The sequence below is a fragment of the Stenotrophomonas sp. YJH_SMC_12-1 genome (assembly GCF_059370935.1).
This window is the reverse complement of record NZ_JCAFUD010000002.1, coordinates 243,328-260,622: the sequence shown is the minus strand read 5'-3', so window position 1 is coordinate 260,622 and position 17,295 is coordinate 243,328. Positions and strand designations below refer to the sequence as shown.

The 17,295-nt window shown below is 67.3% G+C and carries 17 protein-coding genes; 8 read left to right on the top strand and 9 right to left on the bottom strand.

Going from position 1 to position 17,295, the window contains the following annotated elements; translation table 11 throughout:
• Positions 1-100: 100 nt before the first annotated feature.
• Positions 101-1,714 (bottom strand): alpha-glucosidase family protein, encoded by a 1,614-nt coding sequence (locus AC5P8Y_RS04765; RefSeq protein WP_049403252.1) that lies wholly within the window; start codon positions 1,712-1,714, stop codon positions 101-103.
• Positions 1,715-1,928: 214 nt separating this feature from the next.
• Here AC5P8Y_RS04765 and AC5P8Y_RS04760 point away from each other — a divergent pair, with 214 nt between their 5' ends.
• Positions 1,929-2,927: a polyprenyl synthetase family protein gene (locus AC5P8Y_RS04760; RefSeq protein WP_005408451.1), complete on the top strand. Its 999-nt coding sequence runs from the start codon at positions 1,929-1,931 to the stop codon at positions 2,925-2,927.
• A 258-nt stretch (positions 2,928-3,185) separates the two neighbouring features.
• Here AC5P8Y_RS04760 and AC5P8Y_RS04755 read toward each other — a convergent pair whose 3' ends face one another.
• Together AC5P8Y_RS04755 and AC5P8Y_RS04750 are read right to left on the bottom strand one after the other, a co-directional pair.
• Positions 3,186-3,977: a dienelactone hydrolase family protein gene (locus tag AC5P8Y_RS04755; protein WP_049403253.1), complete on the bottom strand. Its 792-nt coding sequence runs from the start codon at positions 3,975-3,977 to the stop codon at positions 3,186-3,188.
• 113 nt (positions 3,978-4,090) lie between these two features.
• The gene (locus tag AC5P8Y_RS04750) at positions 4,091-4,510 is read right to left on the bottom strand and encodes an SMI1/KNR4 family protein (RefSeq protein WP_049403254.1); all 420 of its coding nucleotides are present in this window, start codon (positions 4,508-4,510) and stop codon (positions 4,091-4,093) included.
• A 137-nt stretch (positions 4,511-4,647) separates the two neighbouring features.
• On the opposite strand from AC5P8Y_RS04750, the gene AC5P8Y_RS04745 reads away from it, so the two are divergent.
• Positions 4,648-5,235: an SMI1/KNR4 family protein gene (locus AC5P8Y_RS04745; RefSeq protein WP_049403255.1), complete on the top strand. Its 588-nt coding sequence runs from the start codon at positions 4,648-4,650 to the stop codon at positions 5,233-5,235.
• Between the two features lie 88 nt (positions 5,236-5,323).
• Here the strand turns inward: AC5P8Y_RS04745 and murD are convergent, their stop codons facing one another.
• The 3 genes from murD to AC5P8Y_RS04730 form a co-directional block, all read right to left on the bottom strand.
• Positions 5,324-6,733, bottom strand: coding sequence for a UDP-N-acetylmuramoyl-L-alanine--D-glutamate ligase (gene murD, locus AC5P8Y_RS04740; protein ID WP_111188184.1), 1,410 nt, complete (start codon positions 6,731-6,733; stop codon positions 5,324-5,326).
• Positions 6,714-8,066 carry a UDP-N-acetyl-alpha-D-muramoyl-L-alanyl-L-glutamate epimerase gene (gene murL / locus AC5P8Y_RS04735; protein WP_111188183.1) on the bottom strand — a complete coding sequence of 451 codons (1,353 nt, stop codon included), beginning with the start codon at positions 8,064-8,066 and terminating at the stop codon, positions 6,714-6,716. The genes murD and murL overlap by 20 nt, the downstream gene beginning before the upstream one ends.
• 76 nt (positions 8,067-8,142) lie before the next feature.
• On the bottom strand, positions 8,143-10,737 hold the full coding sequence (locus AC5P8Y_RS04730) for a bifunctional aspartate kinase/diaminopimelate decarboxylase (protein ID WP_164133326.1): 2,595 nt from the start codon (positions 10,735-10,737) through the stop codon (positions 8,143-8,145).
• Between the two features lie 75 nt (positions 10,738-10,812).
• Between AC5P8Y_RS04730 and AC5P8Y_RS04725 the strand changes: the two genes are divergently transcribed.
• Both AC5P8Y_RS04725 and AC5P8Y_RS04720 read left to right on the top strand, forming a co-directional pair.
• Positions 10,813-11,685, top strand: a complete 873-nt coding sequence (locus AC5P8Y_RS04725; protein WP_111188181.1) for a PhzF family phenazine biosynthesis protein — start codon at positions 10,813-10,815, stop codon at positions 11,683-11,685.
• Between the two features lie 131 nt (positions 11,686-11,816).
• Complete coding sequence (locus AC5P8Y_RS04720; protein WP_033835572.1) at positions 11,817-12,695, top strand: PhzF family phenazine biosynthesis protein; 879 nt, start codon at positions 11,817-11,819, stop codon at positions 12,693-12,695.
• Between the two features lie 158 nt (positions 12,696-12,853).
• Here the strand turns inward: AC5P8Y_RS04720 and AC5P8Y_RS04715 are convergent, their stop codons facing one another.
• On the bottom strand, positions 12,854-13,285 hold the full coding sequence (locus AC5P8Y_RS04715; protein WP_005408443.1) for an OsmC family protein: 432 nt from the start codon (positions 13,283-13,285) through the stop codon (positions 12,854-12,856).
• Positions 13,286-13,657: 372 nt separating this feature from the next.
• Between AC5P8Y_RS04715 and AC5P8Y_RS04710 the strand changes: the two genes are divergently transcribed.
• From AC5P8Y_RS04710 to AC5P8Y_RS04695, 4 genes are all read left to right on the top strand, one after another.
• Complete coding sequence (locus AC5P8Y_RS04710; protein ID WP_005408442.1) at positions 13,658-14,056, top strand: HU family DNA-binding protein; 399 nt, start codon at positions 13,658-13,660, stop codon at positions 14,054-14,056.
• A 295-nt stretch (positions 14,057-14,351) separates the two neighbouring features.
• Positions 14,352-14,660, top strand: a complete 309-nt coding sequence (locus AC5P8Y_RS04705; protein WP_005408441.1) for a DUF3861 family protein — start codon at positions 14,352-14,354, stop codon at positions 14,658-14,660.
• A 51-nt stretch (positions 14,661-14,711) separates the two neighbouring features.
• Positions 14,712-15,242, top strand: a complete 531-nt coding sequence (locus tag AC5P8Y_RS04700; protein WP_033835571.1) for a hypothetical protein — start codon at positions 14,712-14,714, stop codon at positions 15,240-15,242.
• 82 nt (positions 15,243-15,324) lie between these two features.
• Complete coding sequence (locus AC5P8Y_RS04695; RefSeq protein ID WP_111188180.1) at positions 15,325-15,921, top strand: YceB family lipoprotein; 597 nt, start codon at positions 15,325-15,327, stop codon at positions 15,919-15,921.
• A gap of 38 nt (positions 15,922-15,959) precedes the next feature.
• Here the strand turns inward: AC5P8Y_RS04695 and AC5P8Y_RS04690 are convergent, their stop codons facing one another.
• Positions 15,960-16,502, bottom strand: a complete 543-nt coding sequence (locus tag AC5P8Y_RS04690) for a type 1 glutamine amidotransferase domain-containing protein (RefSeq protein ID WP_033835569.1) — start codon at positions 16,500-16,502, stop codon at positions 15,960-15,962.
• A 162-nt stretch (positions 16,503-16,664) separates the two neighbouring features.
• Complete coding sequence (locus tag AC5P8Y_RS04685) at positions 16,665-17,132, bottom strand: SET domain-containing protein (RefSeq protein WP_012479369.1); 468 nt, start codon at positions 17,130-17,132, stop codon at positions 16,665-16,667.
• Positions 17,133-17,295: the final 163 nt, after the last annotated feature.

The following is a 17,295-nucleotide window of genomic DNA, read 5'->3' as shown; positions in this document are numbered from 1 at the left end:
CTTTGCGCGGATGCCGGCCGTTGGTCGCAAGGCCCACCCATAAAAAAGGGACGGGGCGCTTCGGCCCCGTCCCCGCAAGTACCGCCACCGGAGAAAACGGTCAGCTGCGTCGGGCGCAATACACCGCGCGCGGCGGCAGCTGGAGTTCATTGCCCTGCACCGTGCCCGCATCCGGGCCCGGTACCACCACCTGCTGCCAGTTGCCCGGCGGCAGCGGATGGCTCACCGCTTCGGCCGACAGGTTGAAGGCCAGCAGGAGGGTTTCATCTGCAAGCATACGCTCGAACAGCAGCACGGGCTCGGCGCTTTCAAGAAATCTGATGCTGCCGTGCAGGAGGGCCGGCTGGGTATGCCGCCAGGCCAGAAACGCGCGGAACGCCGCCAGGACCGAGTGCGGGTCGCGCTCCTGCACGCCCACCGCCGCCGCCCGGTGCTCGGCCGGGATCGGCAGCCAGGGCGTGCCGGAGGTAAAGCCAGCCAGCGGAGCGTCGGTCCACGGCAGCGGGGTACGGCAACCGTCGCGGCCCTTGAAATTCGGCCAGAAGGTGATGCCATACGGGTCCTGCAGCGCCTCGAACGGCACCTCGGCCTCGGCCAGGCCCAGCTCCTCGCCCTGGTACAGGCACACCGAGCCGCGCAGCGAGCACAGCATCGCCACCAGCATCCGTGCCAGGCGCGGATCGGCCGGATAGCCGCCCCAGCGGCTGACCGCGCGTTCCACATCGTGATTCGAAACCGCCCAGCACGGCCAGCCTTCGGTCATCGCCGCTTCCAGCCGGGAGACCGTGTCGCGGATGTAGGCCGCGCTGTAGTCGTCCACCAGCAGCTCGAAGCTGTAGCCCATGTGCAGGCGGCCGTCCTGGGTGTACTCGGCGGTGGTGGCCAGCGAGTCTTCCGACGAGATCTCGCCCAGGCTCACCGCGCCCGGATACTCATCCAGCAGCGCGCGCAGCTGCTCCAGGAATGGCAGGTTCTCCGGTTGGGTGTTGTTGTAGAAGTGGTACTGGTAGGCGTACGGGTTGTCCGGACTGAAGCCGCGGCCCACGCGCTTGTCCGCCGGCTTGGGCGGGTTATCGCGCAGCTGCGCGTCGTGGAAGCAGAAGTTGATCGCATCCAGGCGGAAGCCGTCCACGCCGCGGTCCAGCCAGAACCGCACATTGTCCAGGGTGGCCTGCTGCACATCCGGGTGATGGAAGTTCAGGTCCGGCTGGTCGACCAGAAAGTTGTGCAGGTAGTACTGCTCACGGCGCGGCTCCCACTGCCAGGCGCCGCCACCGAACAGCGACAGCCAGTTGTTGGGCGGGGTGCCGTCCTCGCGCGGGTCGGCCCAGACGTACCAGTCGGCCTTCGGATTGCTGCGGTCCTGGCGGCTCTCGCGGAACCAGGCGTGCTCGATCGAGGTATGGCTCAGCACCTGGTCGATCATCACCTTCAGGCCCAGGCCATGGGCCTTGGCCAACAGGCGGTCGAAGTCATCCAGGTTGCCGAACAACGGGTCGACGTCGCGGTAGTCGGCGATGTCGTAGCCGAAGTCGGCCATGGGGGACTTGAAGAACGGCGAGATCCAGATTGCGTCCACGCCCAGCGCGGCGATGTGGTCCAGGCGCTGGATGATGCCCGGCAGGTCGCCTACTCCATCACCGTTGGCATCGAGGTAGCTGCGCGGGTAGATCTGGTAGATGACGGCTCCGCGCCACCATGGATAGTGCGACATCGACAGCCCCCCTCCGGGCATGCGGGACCCGCCAGAAGCGGGCCGAAATCCTGTTCCGGCAAGCTTAGCGGCGGCCCCGCGGGCATGGCGCAACCTGCATACGTATTCACGCAGGCGGCAGCGTTTGCGGGGCCGGGAACGCCGGCCCGCCCGGTTTGCGCCCGAATTCACGGCCAGCGCCTATAATCGATGGTGAGCCTGAAAGCCTGATCGCATGACCATCACCGAAGACACCCGTCCCGCCCTGGGCCTGCCCCAGATCCAGTCGCTTGCCGCGGCCGACATGGCCGCCGTCGACGCCCTGATCCGGCGCCGGCTGTCCTCGGACGTCGTGCTGATCAACCAGATCGCCGACCACATCATTTCCGCCGGCGGCAAGCGCCTGCGCCCGATGCTGGTGATGCTGGCGGGTCACGCGGTCGGCCAGGCCGGTCCGGAGCACCACCAGCTGGCGGCGATCATCGAGTTCATCCATACCTCCACCCTGCTGCACGATGACGTGGTGGACGAATCCAGCCTGCGCCGTGGCCGCAGCACCGCCAACGCGCTGTGGGGCAACGCGCCCAGCGTGCTGGTCGGCGACTTCCTGTACTCGCGCAGCTTCCAGCTGATGGTCGAGCTGGAGCGCATGCCGGTGATGCAGATCCTGGCCGACGCCACCAACCGCATCGCCGAGGGTGAAGTGCTGCAGCTGCTGCACGTGCACAACCCGGACACCGACGAAGCCGCCTACCTGCGTGTGATCGAGCGCAAGACCGCGGTGCTGTTCGCCGCCGGCACCCGCCTGGGTGCGCTGGCCAGCGGCGTGGACGAAGCCACCCAGCAGGCCCTGTTCGACTACGGCATGCACCTGGGCTACGCGTTCCAGATCGCCGACGACGTGCTGGACTACTCGGCCAATGCCGAGGAACTGGGCAAGAACCTGGGCGACGACCTCGCCGAGGGCAAGGCCACGCTGCCGCTGATCCACGCGATGGCCCACTCCGACGACGCCACCCGCGAGCGCCTGCGCACCATCGTGCAGGACGGCGACGCTTCGGCGATGCCGGAAGTACTGGCCGCGATCCGCGCCACTGGCGGCCTGGAGTACAGCCGCGCGCGTGCGGAGGAATATGCCGAAGCCGCCGAGCGCGCGCTCGATGGCCTGGGCGACAACGATGCCGTGGCGGCCCTGCGTGGCCTGGCGCGTTACGCGGTGCAGCGCTCGCATTGATGGGTTGAGGTGTGCCGACCAACGGTCGGCACCTACCAAACCGGCATTCCGGTGGGTGCCGACCGTTGGTCGGCACTGAAACGGTCGCATTGACCGCATCTGGTAGTGCCGGCCGCTGGCCGGCATTGAAGCATCGGTGGGTGCCGACCGTTGGTCGGCACTGACGCATCGGTAGTGCCGGCCGCTGGCCGGCATTCCCGATGACATCCGCAGCATCATGAGGTTGCCGGCCAGCGGCCGGCACTACCGCTGCACGAATCAACGTTTCTCGAAGCGCTCCTCGAAGAACTCATCCAGCGCCTTCCACGCGCGCTTGGCCGCCCGCTCGTTGTACTGGCACCCCGGCGGACTGTTGGCATCGCGCTCGGCAAAGCAGTGCACCGCACCACTGTAGTTGGTGAACTCCCAATCGACCTTGGCCGCGTTCATTTCCTTCTGGAAACCGGCGATGTCCTCGGCGGTCACGCTCTTGTCGTCGGCGCCATTGAGCACCAGCACCGACGGATGGCTGCCACCGGCCTGCGCCGGCAACGGCGAGCCCAATCCACCGTGCAGGCTCACCACACCGGCCAGCGGCGCACCGGCCCGGGCCAGCTCCAGCACCGTGGTGCCGCCAAAACAGAAGCCCACCGCGCCGATCCGGCTGGCATCCAGCGGCACCTTGCCGGCCTGCGCCTTGAGCACGTTCACCGCCTCCAGCGCGCGGGCACGCAGCAACGGCCGGTCGTTGCGCAGCTTGGTGGCCACTGGCCCGGCCTCGGCATCGGTCTTCGGCCGCACGCCCTTGCCGTACACATCGGCGACCAGCACTACGTAATCGTCGCCGGCCAGCTGCTTGGCCTTCTCGATGGCCGATTCGTTCACGCCCTTCCAGTTCGGCACCATCACCAGGCCCGGGCGCTTGTCATGCTCGCCGTCGTCATAGACCAGCACGCCGCTGAAGGTCGTGCCCTGGTGTTTCCACTCCACCGGCTGCGTCTTCATCGCCGCCCACGCCGGCATCGCCGCCAGCCCCAGCACCATCACCACACCGCATCGCCAACGGTTCATGTGCCTGCTCCAGAAAAAGGGGACGGAGGGGATTAAGCCGCATTCGCCCCTCCCGCGTCGCATTCTGCATTGGCGGCGTGACGCAGGTGTGGTTGAGGTTACAGGCCACCGCTTCAGCGGCACTCCTTCTCTTCGTAGAGGGCATGAAGAAATTCAGCGAATGAGCTGAAAATGGTCTCCTGCTCCTTCTCCCCCGGCAACCAGAGAAAGACCTCTTCAGGCATACCGGGCTTTCCGGACAACAAGAAAACATTCCCGCAATCGTCGTAAGCGAAGGGAACCAACCCCTCCAGCGCCGGGTTGCCTCTCACCAGCGATTGGTAGACAGCGTCAATCGTCGCATCACCGTAGCGGATCGAAAGAAAGCTATTCAGCAGAAGTGGATTCGCCTCGTCCGGACGAATATCCGGATATCCGCCGTTGTTCATCAGGTAAAAGTCCGAGAACTCATCGGAGAGCCTCAAACCTGTACTTTTTGAGAAGTCGCAGAGGTCTTCACGGGTAAGCCGTTGCTCCTGCCCTATGAGTTTCATGCTTCGCCTCTTCACATTCTGAAAACTCTACGGATTGTCGGCGATCCCGCCGGACAAAACGCACTGGACTACACTACCAGCAAGGCGCGGCTTTGATTGAAATCTTGTGCCCTTTGCTCATCAACCTTGCGAACTGAATGAACCTTGTTGACCGCTTTCTGTCTGGCCTGATCCCGCGTTTGCCTGCCGAGGATGCCCCGCAGTGGGCACATGTCCAGGGCGCCAGCGCCGAAGACCTGCAGCGCCTGCGTGTGCAGTGGCCGCAGGTGCCGGACAGCCTGGTGGAACTGCTGTCCCGCGTGGATGGCACCCACTTCCGCGAGTACCCCGGCGGCGAGGTCTGCGTGCTGATGCTGGGTTCAGATGTGGGCGATTACCCGTACTACCTGCGCTCGGTCGCGCAGATCTTCGAGGACCAGCAGCAGTGGGACGACAGCATCCGCTCCATCTACGAGGAATGGCTGGACGACGAGCCGGAGATCCTGGGTGAAGGCATCGACGCCGATCTGCCGATGAACCGCCGCCTGTGCTTCTCGCACTGCATGAACAACGGCGGCACGTCGATGCTGTACCTGGATTTCGACCCGGCGCCGGGCGGCACGGTCGGTCAGGTGGTGCGCTACCTGCACGATCCGGACAGCTATGCGGTGATCGCACGCAGCTTCGACGCGTACCTGCAACAGATGATTGATCGCGATTACGCGTTCATCGACCAGGAGCAGTAGATCCACGCCGCGCGTGGATGGGTGTACGGGATCCCGCTGGGGTCAGAGCCCTTTCCTGCGGAAAGGGATCCGACCCCGGGCAGGTGGATCAGGCGATGCCCAACCCCGGAATCGCGCTGATGCTGTCCGGGTCGAATCCGGCCAGCTCGGCGAAATGACGGCCACGCGCCACGTAATCCCGGTACGCACCAAAGCTCGGTGCGCCCGGCGACAGCAGCACCACCCCACCGTGCTCCCCCAGCGCGGCGCGCGCCAAAGCCATCGCCTCGGGCAGATCACCTGCAGCGTGCAGACCGAAGCGACCGGCATCGGCCAGCGGCTGAAGCATGGCGTGGATGCGCGGGCCGTTGCTGCCCATGGTCACGATCTCCACCGGCGGCACATCGTGGGCCATGTGCTGCATGAAATCGGTCCAGTCCAGGCCACGATCATGGCCGCCCACCAGCAACGCGATGCGCTGCCCGGCAAAGCACTCCAGCGCGGCCAGGCTGGCGTGCGGCGTGGTGCTGATCGAATCGTTGATGTAGGTCAGGCCATCGGCCATGCCGATGCGCTGCAGGCGGTTCGGCAACGGACGGAAATCCTGCACCGCCGGTGCCAGCGCCACCGCATGAAGCCCCAGCGCTTCCAGCGCGGCCAGCACCGCGCACAGGTTGCCGCGGTTGTGGCGGCCCGGCAGCGGGGTGTTGCGGGTGTCGAACACGGCCTGCTCACCGCGATGCACGATGTCACCGCGCATGTGCCAGCCCTGCGGCTGGTTGAACCAGACCACTTCGCTGTCGGGCAGCGACAGCGCGGCCAGGTGCGGATCGGCAGCGTTGAGCACAGCGATGCGCGGCGCGGCTTCAGTCACCAGCCGCAGCTTGTCTTCGATGTAACGCTGTTCGCTGCCGTGCCAGTCCAGGTGTTCCGGGAACAGGTTCAGCACCACCGCCACCTGCGGGCGGGCGCCACTGCGCGCCACTTCGCCGGTCTGGTAGCTGGACAGTTCCACCGCCCAGTACTCCGGCGCGGGCTGCGGGTCCAGCACTTCCAGCAGCGGCAGGCCGATGTTGCCGACCAGGCCGGTGCGGTGGCCGGCCGCCCGCAGCAGGTGCGCGACCAGCGCGGTGGTGGTGCTCTTGCCCTTGGTGCCGGTCACGCACACGGTGTCGTGCACGATGCCATCGTCGGCGGCGTGTTCGGCGAACCACAGCGCGGTGCCGCCGATGAACGTAGTGCCCTGCTCCGCCGCCGCCAGTGCGATCGGCTGGTAGGGGCTGATACCAGGCGATTTGATCACCACATCGAACGCGGCCAGCGCTTCGGCAGTGGGTTCACCCCGCACCTCCAGCAGCCCCTGCGTTTCCGCACGCGCGGCTTCGGCCTCGGCGGCCGGACAGAACAGGCTCAGCGCCAGCGACGGCAGGCGCTCACGCAGTACCGCAAACGCGGCGCGGCCCTCGCGGCCCCAGCCCCACAGCGCAATGCGCTTTCCTTCAAGCTTCGAAATCTTCACGCACCCGTTCCCACAGCGCAGCCGGAACGCGGTGCTCGCCCTGCAGCTGCAGCAGCGGTGCCAGTTCCAGTTCGGCGGCATCCAGCTGCGGCTGGATCTCATTGCAGAAGCGCTTCACCAGCACGTCTTCCTTCCATTCCGGGCGCAGCGCCAGGGTCGCCATCGCCGCACGCGATTCGCGGCCTTCGCCCACGCACTCGAACGGCTTGTGGTCCTGGAATTCCAGCAGCGCATCGAAGCCACCGGCCTGCTCGGCATCGTCCAGCAGGTTGCGGCCGAAGATGCGCACCAGGCGCGTCTTGGGCATGAACGGGGCCAGCGCCAGGAACACGAAATGGCACTTCGGGCAGACGCCGCACCAGCGGTTCACCGGGCGCTCGCCGAGGATGTGGAAGTTGCGGTTGCAGCTGGAGAAGTGCGCGTCGTAGAAATCAGTCTTGGCGAACTGGCGGGCCACCGCCAGCTCGGACATCGGGCGCAGCAGCGAGTAGTACTGCAGGTCCGCCGCCACGTGCGCCTGCACATGGCTGCCGAAGGCCTGCTCGAACGCCCAGCCCTTCGACCACTGGTGGTTCACTTCGCCGGTGCCCGGAATCTGGCTGCCGTAGCTGGCCGAACGCTCATTGGAGAACACCACCTGGTCCACGCCCTGCAGCAACGCGGCCAGCACCATGATCGCCGAGTTCACCGCGGTGACCGGGATATGGCCGTTCCAGGCGCCCTGGCGGTTGAGCTCGAACAGTTCCGGCGCCAGCGCGCGGCCCAGGTTCAGCGTCGGCAGGCCGGTACGCTCGGCACAGGCGCGGATCAGCTGCGAACCACCAATCCAGGTCACCGTTTCGTCCACGCCGGCACGGCGCAGCGCTTCGATGCTGACCAGCGAATCCTTGCCGCCACCGATGGCCACCAGCGCGTGCGCCTGCAGGCCCAGCACCGGCGCCTGCACCGCCTCGCCCTGCACCGGCAGGCGGAAGCGCCCGCGCAGGTTCAGGCCGTTGCGGTAGGCGAATTCGCCCAGGCCGTTGAGGTAGACCGCCTCCACCATCGCAGCGGTATCGGCGTCGATGGCATAAGTGTCGATGCTGACCGTCTCCGGCACGCCTGCCTTGTAGTAGCTGACACCGGCAATCAAGTGCAGCAGCTGCAGCGCACGCTGCACCGCGGCGGCGCGCGCCTCGTCCAGCACGAACGGGGCGCCCGGCACGGTGATGGTTTCCACCATCTCCGGGCCGTCATCGAAGGCGTAGACCAGCTTGGCCACGCCGGTCTCCGCAGCGAATTCGCAGCGGACGAAGCGGAAGCGGGAAACCTGGTGTTTGTCGAAAGCAGTCATGGTGTATCCGGTCAGGCACGGGCCCGCGCAGCTGCGCGGGGCGTGTCGGTGGGCGGGTGCAGGGCGCGGGTGGTGATCACTCGATCACGTCTTCGCGCGGCAGCATCCGCTGGTTGTAGGTGTTGGCCATCGAATAGCCGTAGGCGCCGGCATCGGCGATCAGCATCACGTCGTCCGGCGCGGTCGACACCGGCAGCTTGCGGCGCTTGCCGAACACGTCGCTGGATTCGCAGATCGGGCCGACCACATCGAATGCCGCCTCGGCGTAGCCGCCCTGGCGGCTGAGGTTCTCGATGTCGTGCCAGGCGTCGTACAGCGCCGGACGCATCAGTGCGTTCATGCCGGCATCCAGGCCAACACGGCGCACGCCGTCCTTTTCCACAACCTGAGTGGCGTGGGTCAGCAGCACGCCGGATTCGGCGACCAGGTAGCGGCCCGGCTCGATCGCCAGGCGGAACGCCGGATGCAGCGCCTTGACCTCGGCCAGACCCTCGGCCCACGCATCCAGGTCGAACGGCTCGTCCTCGGCGGAATACGGAATCGGCAGGCCGCCACCGATGTCGATGGTGTGCACGCTGCCGATGCGGCGGGCGAAACCGGCCAGTTCATCGCACATCAGGCGCCAGTGCTGCGCGGTCTCTACACCGCTGCCGAGGTGCGCATGCAGGCCGACTACGCGGCTGCCCAGATCGGTGGCCGCGCGCACGAATTCGTCGACGCGGGCGATCGGCAGGCCGAACTTGGAGTCCTTGCCGCCGGTACGGACCTTGGCATGATGGCCTTCGCCCCGGCCCAGGTCGACGCGCAGCCACAGCTCGCGGTTGCGGAACAGGTCCGGCCAGCGCTGCAGTGCCTCGACGTTGTCGACCGTCACGGTCACGCCGAGCGCGAACGCCGCCTCGTACTCGCTGCGCGGGCAGAAGCTGGGGGTGAACAGCACGCGCTTGGGCGACAGTTCCGGAAGGTGCTGGAACACATGCTTCAGCTCGCCGTGCGACACGCATTCCAGGCCGAAGCCCTCGGTTTCCAGCAGCTGCAGGATGGCCGGGTGGCTGTTGGCCTTGATCGCGTAGTAGCGCTGGTCGATCGGCTTGATCGCAGCCAGCGCACGTGCGCGGGCGCGCACCGTCGGCAGGTGGTAGACGTAGCGCGGCGTACCGGCATCGGCCAGCTGCAGCAGGTGCGCACGCTGGCCCCGCCACCACGGCGTGCCACGCGGGCGCACGGTGCCGGCAATCTCGCGCCAGCGCGGGCCGAACACTTCGGTCTCTTCCACCGGCATCGCGCCGCTGTCGATCAGCTCGGCATGCAGGATCGGCAACAGGCCGTCAGCATCGGCCTCGTCGATGACGAAGGTCAGGTTCAGGTCGTTGGACGACTGCGAGATCATGTGCACGCGCTCGCGGCCGAAGGTGGCCCACACATCCGACAGCTTGTGCAGCAGCGAACGCATGCCACGGCCAACCAGGGTGATCGCCGCGCACGGCACGATCACCTTCACCTTGCAGATCTGCGACAGGTCGGCCGACAGCGCGGCCAGCACATCGGTGTTGACCAGGTTCTCGGACGGGTCCAGCGACACGGTGACGTTGGTCTCGGCCGAACCGATCAGGTCCACCGACAGGCCATGCTTCTTGAACAGGTTGAACACATCGGCCAGGAAGCCGACCTGCTGCCACATGCCGATGCCTTCCATCGACACCAGCACGATGCCGTTGCGGCGGCTGATCGCCTTCACCCCTGGTACCGGCGCGGCGCTGCCATCGATGCTGGTGCCGGGCAGTTCCGGGCGCTCGGTATCGAGGATGGCCATCGGTACGCCGGCATCGCGGCACGGCTTGATCGAGCGCGGGTGCAGCACCTTGGCGCCGGTGGTGGCGATTTCCTGCGCCTCGTAATAGTCCAGGCGGGTCAGCAGGCGCGCGTCCGGCACATCCTTCGGATTGGCACTGAACATGCCCGGCACATCGGTCCAGATCTCCACGCGGCTGGCACCGAGCAGCGCACCGAAGTACGCCGCCGAGGTATCCGAGCCACCGCGGCCGAGGATGGCGGTACCGCCATCGGCGTGCCGCGAGATGAAGCCCTGGGTGATCAGCAGGCGGGTCGGCTGCGCACGGAAGCGCTGCATCCATTCCGCGTCGGCACGCCACTGGCAGTTCACCGACAGGCGCTGCGACCAGTCGCTCTGGTTCGGCTGCGGTGGCATCGCGTCCAGCCACTGGCGGGCATCCATCCAGCCCATGTCCAGGCCCAACGCGCGCAGGTAGGCCGCACCCAGGGTGGAGGACAGCAGCTCGCCCTGGCCCAGCACTTCGGCCTGCCAGTCGAGCGGACGGGTGGCTGCACGCGCGTCGTCGAGCAGGCCCTGCAGCGCGGCGAGGCGATCGGCCAGCACCTCGCGGCCCAGGCCGAGTTCAACCAGGAAGGCCTCGTGGCGTTCGACCAGCGCTGCCACGCGGTCCCGGCTGTCGGGCGCGCCATCGGCGATCGCGGTCAGTTCGTTGGTGACCCCGGACAGCGCCGACACCACCACCAGCACGCGCGAGCCGGTCTCTTCCGCGCGTTTTTTCGCCAGCTTCCCGATCGTGTCCCAGCGGTGACGACGCGACACCGAGGTGCCGCCGAACTTCAGTACGATCCAACGATCGACAAGGGGGGAAGCTGACATGGATTGGCTATGTAGAATGTGGGGAAGCCGCCCTCGGGGGCGGAACCTTTGATTCTAAGCGCAATATCCCCGTAGATGGCCGTCCTCCGTTACCTGCAGCTCGATGTCTTCGCCCCCCGCCCCGGCACCGGCAACCCGCTGGGCGTCATCCTGGACGCCGACGGGCTCTCCAGCAGCCAGATGCAGGCCCTGGCCGCCTGGCTGAACCTGTCCGAGACGGTGTTCTTCCTGCGCCCCAGCGCGCCGGGCGCCGACTACCACATCCGCATCTTCACCCCGACCCGCGAGCTGGCCTTCGCCGGCCACCCCAGCGTCGGCGCCGCCTGGGCGGCGGTGACCTGCGGCCTGGCGCACCCGCACGACCGTGCCCTGCTGCAGCAATGCGCGGCGGGGTTGCTGCCGGTACGGGTGAGCGGCCCGGCCGAGGCACTGCAGATCCAGCTGGCCAGCCCACCGGCGCGGCGGCTGGACACAGCGGCCGACGGAGCGCCCGAAGCGCTGCTGGCGCTGGCCGACAGCGGGCACGTGCCCGAACTGTGGGACAACGGCGCACGCTGGTGGCTGTTGCCGCTGCGCGATGCCGCCGCCGTACGCAACCTTGTGCCGGACATGGCCACGCTGGCCGACTGGAGCCTCGCCACCGACGCGACCGGTGTGGCCGTGTTCGCCGACGAGGCCGGCGACGACCATACCCGGGTGGTGCGCGCCTTCTGCCCGGCTGATGCAGCCGCCGTGCCCGAGGATCCAGTGACCGGCAGCGCCAATGCGCTGATCGGTGCCTGGCTGCGCCAGCGCGATGCCCTGCCCGGCCGCGAGGGCCGCTACGTGGCCAGCCAGGGCCGCGAAGTCGGCCGCGATGGTCGCGTACAGGTCGAGGTTGATGCGCAGGGCACGGTGTGGATCGGCGGCCAGGTGCAGTGCGTGATCGATGGCAGCATCCGCTGGTAGCCCACGGAAGAAAGGGGACGGAGGGAATTAAGTCGCTTATGGCACATGGGGCAAAAGCGACTTAATTCCCTCCGTCCCCTTTTTGGTGCCCCGCGCTACGCTATGCGGCCTGTTTACTGGAGTGCCGCCTGATGTCCACCCGCCGTTTCCTGCAGCTGGACGTGTTCTCCCCGCGCGCCGGCGCTGGCAATCCGCTGGCCGTGGTACTCGATGCCGAGGGCCTGGACGACGCCAGCATGCAGGCCATCGCGCGCTGGACGCGCCTGCCCGAAACCACCTTCGTGTTCCCGCCGCAGGTGCCGGGCGCCAGCTATCGATTGCGCATGTTCAGCCCGCAGAAGGAAGTACCGTTCGCCGGCCACCCCAGCGTCGGTACCGCGCACGCGGTGCTGCAGGCGGGCCTGGCCGCAGCGGTCGACGGCGTGCTGGTGCAGGACGGCATTGCCGGCGCGCTGCCGCTGCGCGTCAGCGGTGAGGGTACGCAGCAGCGCATCGCCATCCGCACCCCGCGCGCGCAGCTGGCCGAGACTGCCGAGGCGACCGATCCTCGCCTGCAGGCCGCGCTGAAGGACTGGCCGCTGGGCACACTGCCGCCGGCACGCATGCAGGGTGGCCGCAGCTGGTGGGTGGTGCAGGTGGCCGATGAGGCCGCATTGCGCGCGCTGCAGCCGGACTGGGATGCGGTGGCCGCACTGGCTGAATCCACCGACAGCATGGGCGTGTTCGCCTATGCCTTCAGCGATGGCAGCGAGGGTTTCGACCTGGCCGTACGTGCCTTCGTCGGCAATGGACGCCGCTTCGAGGACGCCGCCTCGGGTGCGGCCAATGCGGTGCTGGCCGCGTGGCTGGACCTGCGTGACGCGCTGCCGCGTGGACGGACGCCGTTTGAAGTCAGCCAGGGCCGCGAAGTCGGCCATGACGCGCGCCTGACCCTGCTGGTCGACCATGACGGCGAGGTCTGGTCGGGCGGCCAGGTGCAGACGGTGATCAGCGGCACCATTGATTGGTAAACACCATCGAGGTGGAGCCGAAGGCAGCGGCAGGAGCCGCTGCCAACGTCGGACGCGACGGCCCGGAGGGTGGCGGCCAGGAAGGCCGCCATAACGCTGGCCGGCTGTTACCTGGACCTCGACATCATGCGGTTGCCGGCCAGCGGCCGGCACTACCCTCAGCCCAGCTCGGCTTCCAGGCTGATCGGCACCGCGCTCAGCGCCTTGGACACCGGGCAGTTCTGCTTGGCGTCATCGGCAATCGCACGGAACTGCGTCGCGTCGATACCCGGCACCACTGCCTTCACCTTCAGCCGGATCTGCGACAGCTGCGGGCCGCCCTCCAATGACAGATCGACCTTGGCTTCGGTATCCAGCGAGGTCGGGGTAAAGCCGGCTTCGCCGAGCTTGGCCGACAGCGCCATGGTGAAGCAACCGGCGTGCGCAGCAGCGATGAGCTCTTCCGGATTGGTGCCCTTTTCGTCGCCGAAACGGCTGTTGAAGCCGTAGCGTGTCTTGTCCAGCAGCCCGCTCTGCGGCGTGCTCAGCTGCCCCTTGCCCGACTTCAGATCGCCTTCCCAGTGCGCGGTGGCGTGTCGCGAGATTCCCATGTGCTGCTCCTGCGTGACGGTGATGAACGGTCACCCTCGCACGGGAGGCGTTAGCCCTGCGTCGCTCCGCCGCACGCCGCAGGTCGCCCTCCGAACCCGGCGCGTGGACACTTTCTCACCAGCCGGAAACGCAGTTTTCTCTTGTTTTCAGTGGTTTCGCGCATTCCGCCGATGGGCGGGCGTGGGCCGTCGCGCGCGCTGCCACACCCCCGTCCCCCGCTGCGCGCCATGTACTGAATCGGCCTGGATATGAAAAAACATGCACTTTCCGCGCTTCGGGCTATTGGCGGCGCCCAAGAGTTGCCCTACATTGCGCTTGCCGACGGGGTTCGGCGCCGACCAAACAACCAACCGTTCACGGAACAGGAAACCATGGCAAAGACCGCTAAGAAGGCTGCCCCGAAGAAGGCAGTGAAGAAAGTCGCGACGAAGGCAGCCGCCAAGCCGGCCGCTCCGAAGCCGATCAAGGAAGTGCTGACCAAGTCCGGCCTGGTTGCACACATCGCTGAAGCCTCCGGCGTCGTCGCCAAGGACGTCCGCGCTGTGCTGGCCTCGCTGGAAAGCGCCGTTGCCTCCTCGGTGCACAAGAAGGGCGCTGGCTCCTTCACCCTGCCGGGCCTGCTGAAGATCACCACCGTCAATGTGCCGGCCAAGCCGAAGCGCAAGGGCATCAACCCGTTCACCAAGGAAGAGCAGTGGTTCGCTGCCAAGCCGGCCACCACCAAGCTGAAGGTGCGTCCGCTGAAGAAGCTGAAGGACGCCGCGCTGTAAGCGCGCGCCCCAACGCGGATTCCGACGGGACGGCTCTGGCCGTCCCGTTTTCTTTTGCACGTTCCCGGCAGTAGGTCCACGCCACGCGTGGATGCGCTGCCCCGGGGCATCCGCAACACAGCGTTGCCGCATACTGGAAAATCCGCGTTCAAGCCCGTCGCCATTAGCCAGGCGCGGCCTGGGCAGGCCCTGGAACGTACCGGGTGGAACACTGCGTGCAGCCCCGGCCATCGCCGCCGGGCACGGCCTTGCCTAAGGTGGGCACATCCTCCACAGCTACGGCGAGCATCCCCTCATGGCCAGCCCCTCCACCCGCTACCGGATCTCGGTGACCCCCATCGAAAAGGACGGGTTGCAGTGCACCGGGCGCTGCACCATCGAACTGGAACATCGCGCCAGCCGCGACCTGATGCGCCTGCTGGAAGCGGCGCCACGCACCGCTGGCATCAGCGGTGATGAACGCGCGACCCTGGTGATCGCCACCCAGCTGCTGCGCGACATCGTGCAGCGCCACGCAGAGACCGATGGACATGCGTTGGCCGCCATCGCCGGGCAGGTGCTGCCGGCACTGGATGCGCTGGAACAGTTGCCCTCCTCCCGCTGATTCCCGCGCAGCCGATACACTGTCTCCCCCACATCGCCTCGGGGAGGAGGCATGCGCAGGACGCTTTTCCTGATCGCGCCCCTGGCGCTGCTCGGCTGCTCCAGGCCTGCGGCAGCGCCTGATGTTGCGCCAGCGCCAGCTGTCGCCAGCGCCGGAACGCAGGGCATCGCCGGCACCGAAGCGGCGCCCCTGCAGACACCGGCGATCGATCCGCTGTTCGCTGCGGTCGCCGCCGACGCCCAACCACCATCGGTGATGCTCAACCGCTACGTGATCGCGCTGCTCAACCGCAACCGTAGCGCCAGCGACGCGGCATGGGCGATTCCACCGGCCGATCCTCACCGCGCAGATGACGCTGCCATACGCCAGCTGCAGGGCGTGCGTACGCTGCGGCTGGACAGCGAGCCCCCGGTGGCGCGCGACGGCCAGCATCCTCCCCAGCTGCTGGAGGTGCCGGTGCGGATCCGCGCGGTCACCACGCAAGGCACCTTCCGCTTCGGCGGCTGGTACCGCGTGCAGCCCAGTGCTGATGGCCGCGGCTGGCAGATCCAGTCGGCGCAACTGCGGCCAACGCTGGACTGAACCGTTGCAGCGGCATGCACGCGCGATTCAGCCGCCCCGGCTACTCTTTCCTCCATCCTTTCCCAGTCCAGCGGTCACCGCCATGCGCCTGCGTTCCCTGATGACCCGCGTCGCCGCCTCCACCGTGCTGATCGCCGCCGCGATCGGCGCGCAGGCCGCCCCATCCATTTCCGGCCGCGAACTGTCGGTCGGCGCCAGCGATGTGCAGCAGTATCTCGATGGCAGCTTCCCGCGCACCCAGGACGCGCTGGGCGGACTCATCGCCCTCACCATGAGCCACCCCCAGCTGAGCCTCCCGGCCGGCGAGCGCTTGAACCTTGGCATGGACGTGGCACTGGCCACTGCCGGTGGCAATCCGGCCAGACTGGGTACGGTGAAGCTCAGCAGCGGCCTGCGCTACGACGCGCAGACCCAGGGATTCCACCTGCAGCAGCCGAGCGTGGATGACTTCACACCGGCCAACCAGGGCGGTCGTCTCGACTCCCGTACCCGTGGCCTGCTAAACGCCTGGCTGAGCGACTACGCCCAGCGGGAGCCGATCTACAAGCTGGACCCGGCCGTGGCCGGCGTGCTTGGCGCGCTGCAGGTGCAATCGGCACAGGTGAAGAACGGCAAGCTGGTGGTCACCTTCAACCAGAACCTGGGCAACCTGGTGCCGGCAGGCGTGCTGGGCAAGTAAGGTAGTGCCGGCCAGCGGCCGGCACTACCGGCAGCGCATCAGGCGGCGAGTGCCTTGACCACCGCCTCACTGAAGGCTGGGATGTCGTCCGGCTTGCGGCTGGTGATCACGTTGCCGTCGACCACGACCTCGGCATCGCGCCAGTTCGCCCCCGCATTGGTCAGATCCTGCTGCAGGGACGGCCAGGACGTCAGCTCGCGGCCATCGGCGAGGCCACTGTTGATCAGCAGCCACGGGCCATGGCAGATCGCCGCCACAGGCTTGCCGGCTTCGTCTACTGCGCGGACGAAGCCGAGTACAGCCTCGTCGGTACGCAGCGTGTCCGGATTGATGACCCCTCCCGGCAGCACCAGGGCATCGAAGCTGGCCGGATCGGCCTCATCCAGCGGAATATCCACTGCAACGGCGTCGCCCCAGTCCTTCTCTTTCCAGCCCTTGATCGTCGCCTCCTTTGCAGGCGACACGACGCTGACGCGCGCGCCTTCGGCTTCCAGCAGACGCTTGGGTTCGGTCAGTTCGGACTGTTCAAAGCCGTGGGTGGCAAGGATGGCAATCTGCTTGCCCTTCAATCGTTCTGCCATGGGTGCACTCCGGTTGGGGGTGCCGACAGAATGGAAGAACGGCCCTTGCACGGCGGTGACCCTGCCGTGCACGGCAGGTGGAGAGCCTCCGGGTGGTGCCGGCCGCTGGCCGGCACCTGGATTGCGCCTTGCCGGCCAGCGGTCGGCACTACCCGGTACCAGTCAGCGCTTGGGCTGCAGCATGGTGCCGGTGCACTTGGGCGAGCCGCAGCGGCACTCCCAGATCTTCTTCAGCTTGGCGGTGTGACGCTCGGCCAGGGTGATGCCGTAGTTGTAGGTCAGCTCTTCGCCGGCCTTGATGTCACGCAGCGCCTCGATGAACACCTTGTCGCCACGGCTGTCACCGTCCTCGTCTTCCTCGATCACCGCCTCGCAGTTCGGATCGCAGCTGTGGTTGATCCAGCGCGCATCGTTGCCCTTGTAGTTGGCATCGATCACCCAGTCATCGTTGAGGGTGAACAGGAAGGTATGGCCGCTTTCGACGTCGCCGCTGTCATCGGCATCAACGTCGCCGTGGCTGCGCAGCAGGCCCTTGTACTGGATCACGCGCTCGCCCTGCTTGATCGGGGCCACGGCGAACACGCCGTTGCCATGGATGGCGGACTTGCGGGCTTGGATCTTCTTCGGCATCGGCACGGGCTGTTTGCAGCGGATGGAACCGGGATTCTCGCCCATTCCGGGTGATTGCGAAAATCACCCCGTTGGCGCAGCATGGCGCCCCGGCGGTGACCCCGGTGCGTCGTCCCGGTCCGTCCCAGCGCCGGCTGAATGCCCGGGTTGGATGCCGGCGAAT

Coding starts and splice junctions, on each gene's coding strand:
- AC5P8Y_RS04765 (WP_049403252.1), bottom strand. CDS start 1,714: ATGTCGCACTATCCATGGTGGCGCGGAGCCGTCATCTACCAGATCTAC.
- AC5P8Y_RS04760 (WP_005408451.1), top strand. CDS start 1,929: ATGACCATCACCGAAGACACCCGTCCCGCCCTGGGCCTGCCCCAGATC.
- AC5P8Y_RS04755 (WP_049403253.1), bottom strand. CDS start 3,977: ATGAACCGTTGGCGATGCGGTGTGGTGATGGTGCTGGGGCTGGCGGCG.
- AC5P8Y_RS04750 (WP_049403254.1), bottom strand. CDS start 4,510: ATGAAACTCATAGGGCAGGAGCAACGGCTTACCCGTGAAGACCTCTGC.
- AC5P8Y_RS04745 (WP_049403255.1), top strand. CDS start 4,648: ATGAACCTTGTTGACCGCTTTCTGTCTGGCCTGATCCCGCGTTTGCCT.
- murL (WP_111188183.1), bottom strand. CDS start 8,066: ATGACTGCTTTCGACAAACACCAGGTTTCCCGCTTCCGCTTCGTCCGC.
- AC5P8Y_RS04730 (WP_164133326.1), bottom strand. CDS start 10,737: ATGTCAGCTTCCCCCCTTGTCGATCGTTGGATCGTACTGAAGTTCGGC.
- AC5P8Y_RS04725 (WP_111188181.1), top strand. CDS start 10,813: ATGGCCGTCCTCCGTTACCTGCAGCTCGATGTCTTCGCCCCCCGCCCC.
- AC5P8Y_RS04720 (WP_033835572.1), top strand. CDS start 11,817: ATGTCCACCCGCCGTTTCCTGCAGCTGGACGTGTTCTCCCCGCGCGCC.
- AC5P8Y_RS04715 (WP_005408443.1), bottom strand. CDS start 13,285: ATGGGAATCTCGCGACACGCCACCGCGCACTGGGAAGGCGATCTGAAG.
- AC5P8Y_RS04710 (WP_005408442.1), top strand. CDS start 13,658: ATGGCAAAGACCGCTAAGAAGGCTGCCCCGAAGAAGGCAGTGAAGAAA.
- AC5P8Y_RS04705 (WP_005408441.1), top strand. CDS start 14,352: ATGGCCAGCCCCTCCACCCGCTACCGGATCTCGGTGACCCCCATCGAA.
- AC5P8Y_RS04700 (WP_033835571.1), top strand. CDS start 14,712: ATGCGCAGGACGCTTTTCCTGATCGCGCCCCTGGCGCTGCTCGGCTGC.
- AC5P8Y_RS04695 (WP_111188180.1), top strand. CDS start 15,325: ATGCGCCTGCGTTCCCTGATGACCCGCGTCGCCGCCTCCACCGTGCTG.
- AC5P8Y_RS04690 (WP_033835569.1), bottom strand. CDS start 16,502: ATGGCAGAACGATTGAAGGGCAAGCAGATTGCCATCCTTGCCACCCAC.
- AC5P8Y_RS04685 (WP_012479369.1), bottom strand. CDS start 17,132: ATGCCGAAGAAGATCCAAGCCCGCAAGTCCGCCATCCATGGCAACGGC.